Origin of the sequence: Streptomyces sp. NPDC056628 (assembly GCF_042792555.1) — a bacterium.
Taxonomy (GTDB): domain Bacteria; phylum Actinomycetota; class Actinomycetes; order Streptomycetales; family Streptomycetaceae; genus Streptomyces.
The window spans coordinates 63,935-79,963 of sequence record NZ_JBHTWG010000013.1 but is presented as its reverse complement, the minus strand read 5'-3'; the positions used below and the strand labels follow the sequence as shown (position 1 = coordinate 79,963).

Sequence of the window (16,029 nt, the reverse complement as noted above, 5' to 3'; positions counted from 1 at the left end):
ACCTGCTCGAAGGTAACGCCGAAGACCCCCGGCTGTCATGTCCGTATCGCAATACGGTCATGACAGCCGGGGGTCGGGCCGGACGAGCCGTGCCTCCGGGGCGGGCGAGGCCGCCCGGGGGCTCAGTTCTTGAGCGCGTCGGCGATCGCGTCGGCGAGCGGCGTGGTCGGACGGCCCGCCAGACGGGAGAGGTCACCGCTGTCGACGACGAGCTCGCCCTTGGCGACCGAGCTGTCCACGCCCGCCAGGACCGCGGCGAACGGCGCGGGGACCCCGGCGCCGGTCAGGATGCCGGTCAGGACCTCGGCGGAGACGGGGTTGTCGGCGATCTCCCGGCCGGTCTGCCGGCTCAGCTCCGCCGCGTACTCGCCCATGCTCCAGGCGACGTCGCCGCCCAGCTCGTACGTGGTGTTCTCGTGTCCCTCACCGGTCAGCACGGCGACGGCGGCGGCCGCGTAGTCGGCGCGGGCGGCGGAGGAGATGCGGCCGTCACCGGCGGCGTGCGTGACGGCGTTGTGCTCCAGGACCGGAGCGAGGTTCTCGGTGTAGTTCTCGTGGTACCAGCCGTTGCGCAGCAGCACGTACGGCACGCCCGACGCGAGCAGCACCTCCTCGGTGGCCCGGTGGTCGTCGGCGAGGGCGGCGGTCAGGGTGCCGGGGGCGCTGGTGTAGGCGAGGAGGGCGACGCCGGCGGCCTTCGCGGCCTCGATGACCGTCCGGTGCTGGCCGACCCGGTCGTTGCCGACCTCGCTGCCCGAGATGAGCAGCACCTTGTCGCCGGCGGCGAACAGCCCGTCGAAGGTCTCCGGTGCGTTGTAGTCGGCGACGGCGACCCGGACGCCGCGTTCGGCGAGGTCGGCCACCTTCTCGGGGGTGCGGGCGACGGCGGTGACCTGGTCGGCCGGCACCTTCTCCAGCAGCTGCTCCACGACGTGGCGGCCCAGGTGCCCGGTGGCTCCGGTGACGACGATGCTCATGATCAGAACTCCTTGTGGGGTGTGGTGCCACCAACCCTAGGAGTGGCGCTAACTCTTGGAAAGTACCCACTTTGAAGTAAGGTACGGGCATGGCAGTAAGTACTGTGTCGATTGTACCGAGCACACCCCGCGGGTCCCGTACGGCTCCCGGCAAGTACACGGACCGCGAGGAGATGTGCCCGTACCGCCTGGTGCTGGAGCACGTCACCAGCCGCTGGGGCGTCCTCGTCCTGATGGAACTGCTCGACCGTCCGTACCGCTTCGGCGAACTGCGCCGGACGATCGGGCGCGTCAGCGAGAAGATGCTCACCCAGACGCTCCAGACCCTGGAACGCGACGGCCTCGTCCACCGCGACGCCAAACCGGTGATCCCGCCGAGGGTCGACTACTCCCTGACCGACCTCGGCCGCGAGGCCGCCGAGCAGGTGCGCGCCCTCGCCCTGTGGACCGAGCGCCGGATGGACGACGTGGAGCGGGCTCGCGCCGCCTACGACAGCGGCAGGAGCGAGGCGGCCGCCGGGCAGGACTGAGGGCTCCGGACGGCGCGGCACGTACGCCACGCGCGTGCGTGCCGGACGATGCCGAGGGCGGCCGGGAACGCGTTCGCGCTCCCGGCCGCCCTCGGCATCTGCCTCGGATGCGGGCTGGTCAGCCCACGACCGTCCAGGTGTCCCCGCCCGCCATCAGCGCGGCCAGGTCACCCTTGCCGTTCTGCTCGATCGCGGTGTCGAGCTGCTCGGACATGAGGGTGTCGTACACCGGCCGGTCCACCGAGCGGAACACACCGATCGGCGTGTGGTGCAGGGTGTCCGGGTCGGCCAGCCGGGACAGCGCGAACGCCGTGGTCGGCGACGCCGAGTGGGCGTCGTGGACCAGGATCCGCGACTCGTTTTCCGGGGTCACCGCGACGACCTTCAGGTCACCCGTGGCGGCGTCCCGCACGACACCGCGCGAACCGTCCGTCCCGAAGCGGATCGGCTGGCCGTGCTCCAGCCGGATCACCGCCTCCTCCGCCTGCTGCTTGTCCTTCAGCACCTCGAAGGCGCCGTCGTTGAAGATGTTGCAGTTCTGGTAGATCTCGATGAGGGCCGTTCCCTGGTGGGCGGCCGCCTCCCGCAGCACCTGCGTGAGGTGCTTGCGGTCGGAGTCCACCGTGCGCGCCACGAACGACGCCTCGGCGCCGAGGGCGAGCGACACCGGGTTGAAGGGCGCGTCCAGCGATCCCATCGGCGTCGACTTGGTGATCTTGCCGATCTCGGAGGTCGGGGAGTACTGCCCCTTCGTCAGGCCGTAGATCCGGTTGTTGAAGAGCAGGATCTTGAGGTTGACGTTGCGCCGCAGGGCGTGGATCAGGTGGTTGCCGCCGATCGACAGCGCGTCACCGTCGCCCGTGACCACCCATACCGACAGGTCGCGGCGCGAGGTCGCGAGCCCTGTCGCGATCGCGGGCGCGCGCCCGTGGATGGAGTGCATCCCGTACGTGTTCATGTAGTAGGGGAAGCGCGAGGAGCAGCCGATGCCCGAGACGAAGACGATGTTCTCCTTGGCCAGGCCCAGCTCCGGCATGAAGCCCTGCACCGCGGCGAGGATCGCGTAGTCACCGCAGCCGGGGCACCAGCGCACCTCCTGGTCGGACTTGAAGTCCTTCATGGACTGGCGGGCCGTGGCCTTGGGGATGAGCGAGAGCGCCTCGATCGTGCCCGTGCCTTCCGGGGACGTCTCAGGCATCGATGGCCTCCTTGAGAGCCTTGGCGAGCTGTTCCGCCTTGAACGGCATGCCGTTGACCTGGTTGTACGAGCGGGCGTCCACCAGGTACTTCGCGCGGACCAGCGTGGCGAGCTGGCCAAGATTCATCTCGGGGACCACCACCTTCTCGTAGCGTGCGAGTACCGCGCCCAGGTTGCGGGGGAACGGGTTCAGATGGCGCAGATGGGCCTGCGCGATCGCCTCGCCCGCGGTGCGCAGCCGGCGGACCGCGGCGGTGATCGGGCCGTACGTCGACCCCCACCCGAGCACCAGGGTGCTCGCCTCGTGCGGGTCGTCGACCTCGAGGTCCGGAACCTCGATGCCGTCGATCTTGGCCTGGCGCGTGCGGACCATGAAGTCGTGGTTGGCGGGCGCGTACGAGATGTTGCCCGTGCCGTCCTCCTTCTCGATGCCGCCGACGCGGTGCTCCAGCCCCGGCGTGCCCGGGACGGCCCACGGGCGGGCGAGCGTCTGCGGGTCACGCTTGTAGGGCCAGAAGACCTCGCTGCCGTCGTCCAGGGTGTGGTTCGGACCCTGGGCGAACTGCACCGTCAGGTCCGGCAGCTCGTCCAGCTCCGGGATGCGCCAGGGCTCGGAGCCGTTGGCCAGGTAACCGTCCGACAGCAGCATCACGGGCGTGCGGTACGTCAGGGCGATACGGGCCGCCTCCAGGGCCGCGTCGAAGCAGTCCGCCGGGGTGCAGGGGGCGACCACCGGGACCGGCGCCTCGCCGTTGCGCCCGTACATCGCCTGCAGCAGGTCCGCCTGCTCGGTCTTGGTCGGCAGACCCGTCGAGGGGCCGCCACGCTGGATGTCGATGACCAGCAGCGGCAGCTCCAGCGACACGGCGAGCCCGACCGTCTCCGACTTCAGGGCCACACCCGGCCCGGACGTCGTCGTCACGGCGAGCGAACCGCCGAAGGCCGCGCCGAGCGCCGCGCCGATACCGGCGATCTCGTCCTCGGCCTGGAAGGTGCGCACACCGAAGTTCTTGTGCCGGCTCAGCTCGTGCAGGATGTCCGAGGCCGGGGTGATCGGGTACGACCCCAGGTACAGCGGCAGGTCGGCCTGCCGCGACGCGGCGATCAGGCCGTAGGACAGGGCGAGGTTCCCGGAGATGTTCCGGTAGGTGCCGACGGGGAACGCCTTCGTCGCCGGGGCGATCTCGTAGGAGACGGCGAAGTCCTCCGTCGTCTCGCCGAAGTTCCACCCGGCGCGGTAGGCGGCGATATTGGCGGCGGCGATATCGGGCTTCTTGGCGAACTTCGACTTCAGGAACTTTTCCGTGCCCTCGGTCGGCCGGTGGTACATCCAGCTCAGCAGGCCCAGCGCGAACATGTTCTTGCTGCGCTCGGCCTCTTTACGGCTGAGATCGAATTCCTTCAGCGCCTCCACGGTCAGGGTCGTCAGCGGCACCGGGTGAAGGCTGTAACCGTCGAGGGAACCGTCCTCCAGGGGCGAGGAGTCATAGCCGACCTTCTGCATCGCCCGTTTGGTGAACTCGTCCGTGTTGACAATGATCTCCGCGCCCCGCGGAAGATCGTCGATATTCGCCTTGAGGGCCGCCGGATTCATCGCGACCAGCACGTTCGGCGCGTCGCCCGGGGTCAGGATGTCGTGGTCGGCGAAGTGGAGCTGGAAGGACGACACGCCCGGCAGGGTGCCGGCGGGGGCACGGATCTCCGCCGGGAAGTTCGGCAGCGTCGACAGGTCGTTGCCGAAGGACGCCGTCTCCGAGGTGAACCGGTCGCCGGTGAGCTGCATGCCGTCGCCCGAGTCCCCGGCGAAACGGATGATCACCCGATCCAGCCGGCGTACGTCCTTCGTCGTTCCCGCCGGTTTGCGCTGCTCTGCCACGACGGCTTCGTCGGCCTGCTCCGCTGGGCTACTGACCTGGCTGGTCACTGAACTGGACCTCCCTCGAGGCGGCTGTCTGGGCATGGCCTTCCCGCAAGCCTTCCCAGGATCAACCCTACGTCCGCAAAGGTCGCTCTCCCGGGGCCATTCGCATGACGGACTTGATGATGAAAACGTGCCCCGCCTTTGCTCCCCATGATTCACACGCCCCCCGGCGCTGGACTTGAAGACGCTTTGAGTTCTTTGTTCGGTTGCCGAATCCCTCGGGGCCGATTGCCCCGCCGGTCCCCGGTCGCGTCACGAGTTCGGTCAGGAGTTCAGATAGGTGAGGACCGCGAGGACCCGCCGGTGGTCCCCGTCGCTCGGGGACAGCCCGAGCTTGAGGAAGATGTTGCTGACGTGCTTCTCGACGGCTCCGTCGCTCACGACCAGCTGCCGGGCGATCGCCGAGTTGGTCCGGCCCTCCGCCATCAGCCCGAGTACCTCCCGCTCCCGCGGGGTGAGCCCGGCGAGCACGTCCTGCTTGCGGCTGCGGCCCAGCAACTGGGCGACGACCTCCGGGTCGAGGGCCGTACCCCCCTGGGCCACCCGCACCACGGCGTCCACGAATTCCCTGACCTCCGCCACGCGGTCCTTGAGCAGATAGCCGACCCCGCGGCTGGACCCGGCCAGCAGCTCCGTGGCGTACCGCTCCTCCACGTACTGCGAGAGAACGAGTACCCCGAGAACGGGGTGCGCCTTGCGCAGCTGCACGGCCGCCCGTACCCCTTCGTCCGTGTGCGTCGGCGGCATCCGGACGTCCGCGACCACCACGTCCGGCAGCTCGCCCTGGGCGTCCAGCTCCGTGATGGTCTTGATCAGCGCCGCACCGTCCCCGACCCCCGCCACCACGTCGTGCCCGCGGTCGGTCAGCAGCCGCGTCAGTCCCTCCCTCAGCAGCACCGAATCCTCGGCGATGACCACCCGCACCCTGTCCTCCACGATCCTCGGCCCCCCGAGCCCTGGGATTCGGCCGGGCATCCCCCCGGCCCTGACGTCCTCGCGATCTCAGTATCCCGCTTGAGGCTCGCTCGTAGGGGGCCTGTGGACAACCTGCCGGACGCGGTTCGGGGCCGCGTGCGGCCGGGGGAGGCGCACGCGGATGCCGGTCGCCCGTACGGGACGCCCGGCGGAGGGTGCTCGGTGCTTCGTACTCGTCACACGGCGGATCCGGCCCCGAACCACCCGGAGCCGGATCCCTCGCTCATCTCCCCGCCCGGAGCGGACCGTCTCAGACGGTGCGCCACGGCAGCTCCGCCGTCACGCGGGTCGGCCCGCCCTTCGGCGAGTCGACCACGAGGATCCCGTCGACCGCGTCGAGCCGCTCCGCGAGCCCCGCAAGGCCCGAGCCGGCCGCCACGTCGGCGCCGCCGGCCCCGTCGTCCACGACCTGCAGCATCAGCCGGTTCTCCACACACCACACGTCCACCGACGCCCAAGTGGCCCGCGCATGCTTGCTGATGTTCTGCAACAGCTCCGAGACCGTGAAGTAGGCGATGCCCTCGATCGCGGGCACCGGACGCTCCTCCAGGTCGACCTGGACCTCCACCGGCACCGCGCAGCGTGAGGCGACCGCCGACAGGGCCGCGTCCAGCCCGCGGTCGGTCAGGACGGCCGGGTGGATGCCGCGCGCCAGATCGCGCAGCTCCTGCAGGGCCGTCTTCACCTCGCCGTGCGCCTCGTCGACCATGCGCGCCGCGGCCTCCGGGTCCTCCGCCAGCTTCTCCTTCGCCAGCCCCAGGTCCATCGCCAGGGCCACCAGGCGGGCCTGCGCCCCGTCGTGCAGGTCGCGCTCGATACGGCGCAGGTCGGCGGCCGCCGTGTCCACGACGGTCCCGCGGTCCGATTCCAGCTCCACCACGCGCGTGGCCAGCCGCGACGGCCCGAGCAGGCCGTGCACCATCACCCGGTCGACCGTCGTCAGCGCCCGGACGATCCACGGCGTCGCCAGCGTGAAGACCAGCCCGACCAGCGCGGTGACCGTGATCTCGAACGGGTTGTCGAGATAGATGCTGTGCGTCTCGTCGCCGAACAGCTGCAGACCGTCCTGCCCCGCCCAGACCGGGAAGACCCAGAACCACAGCGGATACGTCAGCAGCGCCCATCCGTACGTCCACAGGCTCAGCGCGACGGTGAAGGAGAACACCGCCCACGGGAAGTGCAGCACCGCGTACAGCGCCGACCGCCAGGACGTGCCGCTCTTGAGCACCGCGCCGATCCAGCCCATGAAGCCGCCCTGGCGGGTCCGCAACGGCTCCGGGTCGCCCACGTCCAGGTGGAGCAGCGCCCGCGCGCGGGTCCGCTCCAAGGCGCCGAAGCCCCGGCAGCCGGCGAGGGCCGCCGCCAGCACCGGCACGCCCAGGAACGTCACCAGCAGGCCCGCTCCCAGCGACACCATCGTGACCGCGTACACGAACAGCATGATGCTGATCGGCAGCCCCAGCAGGACATATCCGAACTCCCGCCAGCTGCGTGCCGCGAACGGCGCACGCAGCACGGCCGGCACCCGGTGCCGCCGCTCACCGTGCTCGGAAAGCCCGCGCTCGGGGTAGCCGAGCCCGTGCCCGTAGCCCTGTCCGTACTCCGTCGCCATCGGCGTCGTCCGTTCTCCTCGTCCCGTCAGCCCCGTCCGGGGCCGTGCCGTCGTATCTCCACCCTCCTCGACCGCCGGTCCGCGGACCATGGAGACCGTCGGCGTCTTGAACGGGGGGTTTCCCCTACCCCTGGGCGGTGGCACGCGGCCGCCACGGCAGCTCGGCCGTCACCGTGGTCGGGCCACCGGCCGGCGAGTCGACGACGAACAGCCCGTCCACGGCACCCAGCCGGTCGGCGAGCCCGCGCATACCCGTGCCGCCGTCCAGGCGCGCCCCTCCACGCCCGTCGTCCCGCACCTGGATGAGCAGCCGGTCGTCCCGGCGCCACACGTCCACCGACGCCGACGCCGCCGCGCTGTGCTTGCTGACGTTCTGCAGCAGCTCGGAGACGGTGAAGTAGGCGATGCCCTCGATGGCCTCGGCAGGTCTGGCCGGCAGGTCCACGGTCACCTTCACCGGCACGGTGCACCGCGAGGCGACCGAGGACAGGGCGGCGTCCAGGCCCCGGTCGGTCAGGACGGCCGGGTGGATGCCGCGCGCCAGATCGCGCAGCTCCTGAAGGGCGAGCTTCACCTCGCCGTGCGCCTCCGCGACCATCTCCGCCGCCGCGTCGGGGTCCTCCAGCAGCTTCTCCTTGGCCAGGCCCAGCCCCATGGCCAGGTTGACCAGGCGGGCCTGCGCCCCGTCGTGCAGGTCCCGTTCGATGCGGCGCAGATCGGCGGCCGCCGTGTCGACGACGACCCCGCGGTCCGACTCCAGTTCGGCGATACGGCGCTCCAGCTCGTCGGAGGGCGACAGCAGGCCACGCACCATCGCCCGGTCCGCATTCGACAGACCCCGCGCGATGAACGGCAGGACCGGCCACAGCACGAACAACGACGTCAGCGTGACGACGAAGGTGACGATGCCCCAGGGCAGCCGGATGAAGTCGTACAGGACCGTCCGCCAGCCCACCGGGTCCTTCAACGCCAGCCACAACTGCGGGAAGAAGCCGTCCCGCCCACCGCGCAACGGCAGCCGGCTCGGCTCGTCCACCCGCACCCCGAGCAGCGCACGCGCGCGTGCCCGCTCCAGCTTGCCCAGCTGCCGCGCGCCCATCAGCCCGGCCGCGAGCAGCGGGAACCCGATCACCGTCAACGTCAGGACGGCGCCGGTGAACAGCACCGTCATCACATAGACGAAGCCCAGCAGCGACAGCGGGAAGTTCGCCAGAAGGTGGGCGATCTCCTTCCAGGTGTGCCGGTCATAGGCGAAACGGGCGCGCGGCAGCGGCGGCTGCGCGTTCCCGGAGGGCACGGAGGCGCTCCGGGAGGAGCTGGGGCGTTCGGTCATACGGGTCAGCGTGCCGCGCCCGCCGCCGTCGCGCCATGGAGTGGACCGCCCCCGTACCCGGGGGAAAACCCCACCTCCGGGCGGGAGGACGGGCCTGGGAGGAGCGTGGCGGCGAGCCGCCGGGCACGGTCCACGCCTCCCTGGGCGAGCCCGAGGCGTGACGGGCTGCTTACGGTGTCTTTAGCAGGGCCTAGACTCCCGTGCGTACAGATCGTCGAACAGCGTCGGCAGCGGGGTTCACGGCACTGTTCACGAGATCACAGTCGCAGGACACCGGCCCGGACGGGTCGGACAGCCCGGTCCTGGGACATCGGTCACGAGGTCAGGGAGCGAGGGACGGACGTGTCGGAACAGACCGTCGTCGTCGCGGCGGATGCGTATGACGTCGTCGTCTCGGCGGACTACTTCCAGTCCTACTCGGTCGTCGGACTGCTGGCCGTCGTCGGCGTGCTGTTCGTCGCCGTCGCCTTCGGCGCGGGCCGCCTGCTGCGTCCCGTGGTCCCCACGCCCGAGAAACTCCTCACGTACGAGTGCGGCGTCGACCCCGTCGGCGAGGGCTGGGCCCACACCCAAGTCCGCTACTACGTGTACGCCTTCCTCTACGTGATCTTCGCGATCGACTCGATCTTCCTCTTCCCCTGGGCGACGGTCTTCGCGGCCCCGGGCTACGGCGCGACCACGCTCGTCGAGATGTTCGTCTTCCTGGGGTTCCTGGCCGTGGGCCTGCTCTACGCATACAAGAAGGGCGTCCTGGCATGGACGTGACGCCAGACACCAACGAGCAGCCGGTACTGCTGCCGGAGCCGAAGCGGCTGGGCGCGCTCGCCCGCCTCGCCCCGGAACCGATGAAGGTGATCCTCAACTGGGGCCGCCGCTACTCGCTCTGGGTCTTCAACTTCGGCCTCGCCTGCTGCGCCATCGAGTTCATCGCCGCGTCGATGGCCCGCCACGACTTCATCCGGCTCGGCGTGATCCCGTTCGCCCCCGGCCCCCGGCAGGCCGACCTGATGGTCGTCTCGGGCACGGTGACCGACAAGATGGCACCGGCCGTGAAACGCCTCTACGAACAGATGCCCGAGCCGAAGTACGTCATCTCCTTCGGCGCCTGCTCGAACTGCGGCGGCCCCTACTGGGACTCCTACTCCGTCACCAAGGGCGTCGACCAGATCATCCCGGTCGACGTCTACGTCCCCGGCTGCCCGCCCCGCCCCGAGGCGCTTCTCCAGGGCATCCTCAAGCTCCAGGAGAAGATCGCCCAGGAGTCGCTGCGCGACCGCTACGCGACGCACCGCCCGTCCACGGCCGCCCTCCAGAGCGGCTTGGTACGGGGGCCGGAGACCCCGGGCACCCGGGCGACCGACGGCGGCGCCGGCACCGAGGCCGGGGAGGCCGGGCGATGACGACGGTCGGTTGGCTGCCCGCCCCGGTCGAGGAGCTGTTCGGCCCGGAGGCCACGGCCGAGGAGTCCTACGACGTCCTCACGGTCGACGTGCCCCCGGCGGCCTGGATCACCGCCCTGGAGACCGCCCGCGACGCCCTGGGCTGCACCTACTTCGACTGGCTCAGCGCGGTCGACGAACCCGGCACCGGCTTCCGGGTCGCCGCACACGTCGCCGCCCTCGCGCCGGTACGCCGTCTCCTCGTCCGCACCACCGTTCCGCACGAGTCGCCCGCCCTGCCCTCCGCCGTCGGCGTCTACGCGGGAGCCGCCTGGCACGAACGCGAGACCCACGAGATGTTCGGCGTGGAGTTCACCGACCACCCCGGCCTCGACCACCTCCTCCTCCCGGAGAACTTCGAAGGACACCCCCTCCGCAAGGACTTCGTCCTGGCCGCCCGCGTCGCCAAGGCATGGCCGGGCGCCAAGGAACCCGGCGAGTCCGAGCACGGCGGCCCCAAGCGCCGCCAGATGCTCCCGCCCGGCGTGCCCGACCCCAACGAGTGGGGCCCGCTGAAGGGCCAGCTCCCCCCTGCCCCCGCCCGCCCAACCCGGGCCGCGGGACGCACCGCCGGAGAACGCCCCGTACGCCGCGCCCGGTCCGCCGCCGAGGGCTCCGCGAGCCAGGCGGGCGCGGCGACGGAGGAGACTCCCGCCCCCGGCACCCGGCCCCGCCGCACCCGTACTGCACAGGGCTCCGCCAGCCAGACCGCCCCGGTGAAGGAGGCCGAGACCACGGCCTCTGCCAGCCAGACCGCCCCGGTGAAGGAGGCCGAGACCACGGCCTCCGCCAGCCAAACCACCCCGGTGACGGAGGCCGAGACCACGGCCGAGCCCGGCACCGCCGCGCCCCCGGCCCGCCGGTCGCGCAGCGCGAGCGAGGGCTCGGCGTCCCAGCGCACCCCGGCTACCCCCCGGCGCTCCCGCAGCGCCTCCGAAGGCTCGGCGAGCCGGCGCCCCGCACCCGAAGCGCAGGCCCCCGCGACCCCGGCACCGGAGGACGGACCGGCTGCCCCGGACGACACCACCGCCTCGGATACGGCTGCCACCCCGGACGCGGCTGCCCGCAACACGGCAACCCCCCGGGCTCCGCGCAGCCCGGACGCCCCCTGGCATCACGCCCGCCCGGCCTTCGAGGAACCGTCCCCGGAGAAGACCACCGGGCCACAGTCCGAGCCTCAGGCCGATCGGGAAGGCCGGGAAGACCGACGCGACCAGGAAGACCGACGCGACCAGGAAGACCAGCGCGACCGGGGAGACCGGCGCGACCGGGAAGACCAGCCCGTCCAGGTGGAGCAGCACGCCCAGGACGGCACCCGCACCGACGGTGAGCCGGACGACGCCCCCGGCATCCGACCCGACGAAGGCACCGACCCCACAGGAGGCCCGCGGTGAACGACGCTCTCGACGTCACCCTGCGACTCCTGCTCGTCTTCGTCGTCTTCCTCACCTTCCCCCTGCTCGTCGGCCAGACCGAGCACAAGGTGATGGCTCATATGCAGGGCCGCCTCGGCCCCATGTACGCCGGGGGCTTCCATGGCTGGGCCCAGCTCGTCGCCGACGGCGTGAAGTTCGCGCAGAAGGAGGACGTGGTCCCGGCCGGCGCCGACCGCCGCATCTTCCAGCTCGCCCCTGCCGTGGCCCTCCTCCCGTACCTGCTCGTCCTGCTGGCCATCCCCATCGGCCCGGGCGAAGGCGCGGTCGGCGAGGTCGTCGACGCGGGCATCTTCTTCGTCCTGGCGGTCATGGGCGTGGGCGTCCTCGGCTCGCTCATGGCCGGTTGGGCCTCCGCCAACAAGTTCTCCCTTCTCGGCGGTCTGCGGACCGCCGCCCAGCTCCTCGCCTACGAACTTCCGATGCTGCTGACCGCCGCCTCCGTCGCGATGGCGGCCGGCACGGTCTCCCTCGTCGGCATCCTCGACGCCTTCGAGTGGTGGTGGCTGCCCTGGCAGATCGTCGGCGCGATCGTCTTCTTCGTCGCCGGCCTCGCCGAACTCCAGCGCCCGCCCTTCGACATGCCGGTCGCCGACTCGGAGATCATCTTCGGTGCCTACACCGAGTACACCGGTCTGCGCTTCGCTCTCTTCCTCCTCGCCGAGTACGCCGGGATCGTCGTCCTGTGCGGGCTGACCACCGTCCTGTTCCTGGGCGGCTGGCACGGCCCCTGGGGCGCAGACGGTCTCGGCTGGGTCTGGACCCTGCTGAAGGCAGCCGTCCTCGCGTTCATCGTGATCTGGCTGCGCGTCACCTACCCCCGACTGCGCGAGGACCAGCTGCAGAAGCTCTCCTGGACCCTGCTCGTCCCCCTCTCGCTCGCCCAGATCGCCCTCACCGGCATCGTCAAGGTGGTGATCCAGTAACCATGGCCCCCGTCCCCGGCAGTGGCCTGGCCAAGGGCCTGGCCGTCACCCTCCGCACGATGACGAGGAAGTCCGTCACCGCGCAGTACCCGGAAACCCAGCCGGCCCTGCCGCCCCGCAGCCGCGGAGTGATCGGGCTGTTCGAGGAGAACTGCACGGTCTGCATGCTGTGCGCCCGTGAGTGCCCGGACTGGTGCATCTACATCGACTCCCACAAGGAGACGGTCCCGCCGGCGGCACCGGGCGGCCGTGAACGCAGCCGCAACGTCCTGGACCGCTTCGCCATCGACTTCTCCCTGTGCATGTACTGCGGTATCTGCATCGAGGTCTGTCCTTTCGACGCCCTCTTCTGGTCCCCGGAGTTCGAGTACGCGGAGACCGACATCCGTGACCTCACCCACGAGCGCGACAAGCTGCGCGAGTGGATGTGGACCGTCCCCGCCCCACCCGCCCTGGACCCCGGTGCCGAGGAGCCCAAGGAGATCGCCGCCGCCCGCAAGGCCGCCGAGAAACTGGCGGCAGCACAGGCGGAATCGCGGACGGACGCGCAGGAGGGACAGTCTTGAGCCTCGCCGCAGCCGCCGTCACCGCCCACGCCCTGACCGCTCACGCGGCCCCGTCGCACGACTCGAACGGCTTTCTCTCGCCGACGGGTGTCGAGATCACGTTCCTTCTCGTCGGCCTGGTCACCTTCGGCGCCGCCCTCGTCACCGTCACCAGCCGACAGCTGGTGCACGCCGCCCTGTGGCTCGTGATGGCGCTCGGCGGACTCGCCGTCGAGTACCTCCTGCTGACGGCCGAGTTCATCGCCTGGGTGCAGGTCCTCATCTATGTCGGATCCGTCGTCGTCCTCCTTCTGTTCGGTCTGATGCTGACCCGGGCTCCCATCGGCCGCTCCCCGAACGCCGACTCCGGGAACCGCTGGGCCGCCCTCGCCGTGGCCGCCGTCGCCGCGGTCACGCTCGTCTGGGTGGTCGTCGACGCCTTCCGCACCACCTGGATCGACCTGGACGGCCCCGCCGCCGGCTCCACCCAGGCCACCGGCGAAAGCCTCTTCCAGAACTGGGTCCTCCCCTTCGAGGGCCTGTCCGTCCTCCTCCTCGCCGCGCTGGTCGGCGCGATCGTCCTGTCCCGCAAAGCGAAGGCCGAGCCGGGCTCTCCTCCTGTGAACTCCCGAGCCGCGACCGGGAGTTCCCCATGCGTCCCGGATTCCCGTAATCACTCGATCGGGCGAAATGGGGCTTCCGGGGGAACCGAGCCGGGAGCGCCCGAGGGAAGCACGCCGGCCGAGCAGGAAGGCGCCCGCTGATGCATCTCGCCTACCCCGCCGTGCTGTCCGTCCTGCTGTTCTGCACCGGCCTCTACGGCGTCCTCGCCCGCCGCAACGCGATCCTGGTCCTGATGTCGGTCGAGCTGATGCTCAACGCCGTCAACCTCAACCTGGTCGCCTTCGACGTCTGGCTCAGCCGGGCCGCCGAGGACACCCTGCACTCCGGTCAGGCACTGACCCTCTTCACGATCACCATCGCGGCCGCCGAGATCGGCATCGGCCTGGCGATCGTGCTCGCCGTCCACCGCAACCGCGGCACCTCGGACATCGACCGGCTCCGCGACACCGCCGAAGGCCACGACCCCGATCACGACAGCCCCTCCGCCGGGCAGGCCGAGAAGGCTGAGGCCACCGCGTGACCACGACCACCCTCGCCGTACTCGTCCCCCTCCTTCCCTTCCTCGGTGCCGCGGCCGGTCTGCTCCTGGGGCGCACGACCCCCGGCCTCGTCCGGCCCCTCGCCGTCCTGCCCACCCTCGCGTCGCTGGTGCTCGCCGCCGTCGTCGCGGTGCGCCAGGGGGGCGAACAGGCGATCACCGCGGCCACCGAGCTCACGCCCACCGGCTCGGTGCCGATCGAACTCGCCCTGTACATCGACGGCTTCGCCGCGCTGGTCGCCGTACTCGTGACCGTCGTCGCGACCTGCGTGCAGGTGTACTCCACGGGCTACCTCCGCGAGGACCCGCGCTACCCGTCCTACGCCGCGCTCGTCTCCCTGTTCACCTCCGCCATGCTGCTCGTCGTCTACTCCGGCGATCTGATGGTGCTGCTGGTCGGCTGGGAGATCATGGGCATCTGCTCGTACTTCCTGGTCGGCCACTACTGGGAGACCCCGGAGGCCCGAGCCGCCTCCATCAAGGCCTTCCTGGTGACCAAGCTCGGTGACGTCCCCTTCCTCATCGGCCTGTTCGCGCTCGCCACCGACGCCGGGTCCTTCCGCATCACGAAGATCCTCGGCACCGTCGCCGGCGGCGGTCTCGACCACCCGACCGTCATCGCGCTGCTCCTCCTCACGGGGGTGGCGGGCAAGTCGGCGCAGTTCCCGCTGCACACCTGGCTGCCCGACGCGATGGCCGGTCCGACGCCCGTCTCCGCGCTGATCCACGCCGCGACGATGGTCGCCGCCGGTGTCTACTTCGTCGCCCGTCTCCTCCCGGTCTTCGAGGCCTCACAGGCCGCGATGGTCGTACTCGCCGTGATGGCCGCCGTCACGATGGTCGGCTCCGGGCTCGCCGCCCTCGCCCAGGACGACATCAAGCGGGTCCTCGCCTACTCGACGATCGGCCAGCTCGGTTACATGACGGGCGCCCTGGCCGTCGCCGACCGTGGGGCCGCCGTCTTCCACCTCCTCTCGCACGGCGCCTTCAAGGCGCTGCTCTTCCTCGCGGCCGGCGTGATCATCCACGCCGCCGGCACCAACTCGCTGGCCGCCATGTCCCGCATGGGTCATCTGCGCGACCGCGTCCCGGACGCCTTCTGGACGATGACCGTGGCGCTCCTCGCGCTCGCCGCGATCCCGCCGTTCAGCGGCTTCTTCTCCAAGGAGTCCGTCCTCGGCGCGGCCGAGCACGTCGCCACCGGCCACACCGAGCACGCCCCAGGTGCCGCCGGCTGGACCGTCCTGATCGCCGGGGTGGGCACCGCTCTGCTCACGGCCGCGTACGCGACCCGCCTGTGGCTGCTCGCCTTCCGCGGCCGGGGCGTCGAGGCCCCCGACCACGGCAGGCAGCCACTGACGATGACCGTGGTGCTGTGGGTGCTGGCCGTGCCCTCCCTGGCCGTCGGAGGCTTCGCCTACCGCGTGCTCCCCGACTGGTTCGACGGCAACGACCTCACCCCCACTCTCACCACGTCCGTCCTCGGCACCGGTGTCGCCCTCATCGGCGGCATCGTGACCTACGCGGCCTGGCGGCACACGACCTCGCTGGCGGTCGGAGTCCCGCTGGGCGCGGTCGCCGCCCACCCCGAGGGCGACGCCGGACAGGTCGAGGCGGAGGCCATCGCCAGTCACACGCCCGTGTACGGGGGAGTGGCCTACGCACCCGACCCGGCGGACCCCGGCAGGCTGTTGCTCGGTCCGCTGCACCGCCACGCGGCCGTCGGCTTCCACCTCGACGCGGTGTACCGGACGCTCTTCGTCCGCCCGGTCCAGGGCGCCGCCGCCCTCGTCCGCTTCCTCGACCGCGAGGTCGTCGACACCTACGTACGCGGCGCCGGCGCCGTTCCGCGCTGGCTCGGCATCGCCGTGCGGCGCGCCCAGACCGGCAATGTGCAGACCTATGTGAGCGCGCTGCTCGCCGGCACCGTCGTCCTCGCGGTCGCCGCCGTCCTCGTCGCCACGGGAGCGTGAGCAGG

The 16,029-nt window shown here is 71.2% G+C and carries 15 protein-coding genes; 9 read left to right on the top strand and 6 right to left on the bottom strand.

The features are described from left to right. Positions 1-122 precede the first annotated feature (122 nt). On the bottom strand, positions 123-977 hold the full coding sequence (locus ACFRAC_RS18335; protein WP_382924883.1) for an SDR family oxidoreductase: 855 nt from the start codon (positions 975-977) through the stop codon (positions 123-125). Positions 978-1,066: 89 nt separating this feature from the next. Here ACFRAC_RS18335 and ACFRAC_RS18330 point away from each other — a divergent pair, with 89 nt between their 5' ends. Further along, the gene (locus ACFRAC_RS18330; protein ID WP_382924882.1) at positions 1,067-1,507 is read left to right on the top strand and encodes a winged helix-turn-helix transcriptional regulator; all 441 of its coding nucleotides are present in this window, start codon (positions 1,067-1,069) and stop codon (positions 1,505-1,507) included. A 118-nt stretch (positions 1,508-1,625) separates the two neighbouring features. Here ACFRAC_RS18330 and ACFRAC_RS18325 read toward each other — a convergent pair whose 3' ends face one another. From ACFRAC_RS18325 to ACFRAC_RS18305, 5 genes are all read right to left on the bottom strand, one after another. Further along, positions 1,626-2,705: a 2-oxoacid:ferredoxin oxidoreductase subunit beta gene (locus tag ACFRAC_RS18325; RefSeq protein ID WP_382924881.1), complete on the bottom strand. Its 1,080-nt coding sequence runs from the start codon at positions 2,703-2,705 to the stop codon at positions 1,626-1,628. Continuing rightward, positions 2,698-4,629, bottom strand: a complete 1,932-nt coding sequence (locus ACFRAC_RS18320; RefSeq protein WP_382924880.1) for a 2-oxoacid:acceptor oxidoreductase subunit alpha — start codon at positions 4,627-4,629, stop codon at positions 2,698-2,700. Before ACFRAC_RS18320 ends, ACFRAC_RS18325 begins: the two co-directional genes overlap by 8 nt. A gap of 261 nt (positions 4,630-4,890) precedes the next feature. Next, positions 4,891-5,601 (bottom strand): LuxR C-terminal-related transcriptional regulator, encoded by a 711-nt coding sequence (locus tag ACFRAC_RS18315; RefSeq protein ID WP_382924879.1) that lies wholly within the window; start codon positions 5,599-5,601, stop codon positions 4,891-4,893. 250 nt (positions 5,602-5,851) lie between these two features. Next, positions 5,852-7,213, bottom strand: coding sequence for a sensor histidine kinase (locus tag ACFRAC_RS18310; RefSeq protein ID WP_382924878.1), 1,362 nt, complete (start codon positions 7,211-7,213; stop codon positions 5,852-5,854). A gap of 124 nt (positions 7,214-7,337) precedes the next feature. Next, a complete protein-coding gene (locus tag ACFRAC_RS18305; protein ID WP_382924877.1) occupies positions 7,338-8,546 on the bottom strand; it encodes a sensor histidine kinase in 1,209 nt (402 codons plus the stop codon). Positions 8,547-8,888: 342 nt separating this feature from the next. Between ACFRAC_RS18305 and ACFRAC_RS18300 the strand changes: the two genes are divergently transcribed. Genes ACFRAC_RS18300 through ACFRAC_RS18265 form a run of 8 tightly spaced genes read left to right on the top strand, consistent with a single transcriptional unit; the run spans position 8,889 to position 16,024 of the window. Beyond that, positions 8,889-9,311 carry an NADH-quinone oxidoreductase subunit A gene (locus ACFRAC_RS18300; RefSeq protein ID WP_055622584.1) on the top strand — a complete coding sequence of 141 codons (423 nt, stop codon included), beginning with the start codon at positions 8,889-8,891 and terminating at the stop codon, positions 9,309-9,311. Continuing rightward, positions 9,302-9,946, top strand: a complete 645-nt coding sequence (locus ACFRAC_RS18295) for an NADH-quinone oxidoreductase subunit B (protein WP_382924876.1) — start codon at positions 9,302-9,304, stop codon at positions 9,944-9,946. Before ACFRAC_RS18300 ends, ACFRAC_RS18295 begins: the two co-directional genes overlap by 10 nt. Further along, positions 9,943-11,379, top strand: a complete 1,437-nt coding sequence (locus ACFRAC_RS18290) for an NADH-quinone oxidoreductase subunit C (RefSeq protein WP_382924875.1) — start codon at positions 9,943-9,945, stop codon at positions 11,377-11,379. Before ACFRAC_RS18295 ends, ACFRAC_RS18290 begins: the two co-directional genes overlap by 4 nt. After that, complete coding sequence (locus ACFRAC_RS18285; RefSeq protein ID WP_382924874.1) at positions 11,376-12,344, top strand: NADH-quinone oxidoreductase subunit H; 969 nt, start codon at positions 11,376-11,378, stop codon at positions 12,342-12,344. The genes ACFRAC_RS18290 and ACFRAC_RS18285 overlap by 4 nt, the downstream gene beginning before the upstream one ends. Positions 12,345-12,346: 2 nt before the next feature. Continuing rightward, the gene (locus ACFRAC_RS18280; RefSeq protein ID WP_382924873.1) at positions 12,347-12,910 is read left to right on the top strand and encodes a NuoI/complex I 23 kDa subunit family protein; all 564 of its coding nucleotides are present in this window, start codon (positions 12,347-12,349) and stop codon (positions 12,908-12,910) included. Continuing rightward, positions 12,907-13,653: an NADH-quinone oxidoreductase subunit J gene (locus tag ACFRAC_RS18275; RefSeq protein ID WP_382924872.1), complete on the top strand. Its 747-nt coding sequence runs from the start codon at positions 12,907-12,909 to the stop codon at positions 13,651-13,653. Before ACFRAC_RS18280 ends, ACFRAC_RS18275 begins: the two co-directional genes overlap by 4 nt. Then, complete coding sequence (nuoK, locus tag ACFRAC_RS18270; protein ID WP_382924871.1) at positions 13,653-14,033, top strand: NADH-quinone oxidoreductase subunit NuoK; 381 nt, start codon at positions 13,653-13,655, stop codon at positions 14,031-14,033. The genes ACFRAC_RS18275 and nuoK overlap by 1 nt, the downstream gene beginning before the upstream one ends. Further along, positions 14,030-16,024, top strand: coding sequence for an NADH-quinone oxidoreductase subunit L (locus ACFRAC_RS18265; RefSeq protein ID WP_382924870.1), 1,995 nt, complete (start codon positions 14,030-14,032; stop codon positions 16,022-16,024). The genes nuoK and ACFRAC_RS18265 overlap by 4 nt, the downstream gene beginning before the upstream one ends. Positions 16,025-16,029: the final 5 nt, after the last annotated feature.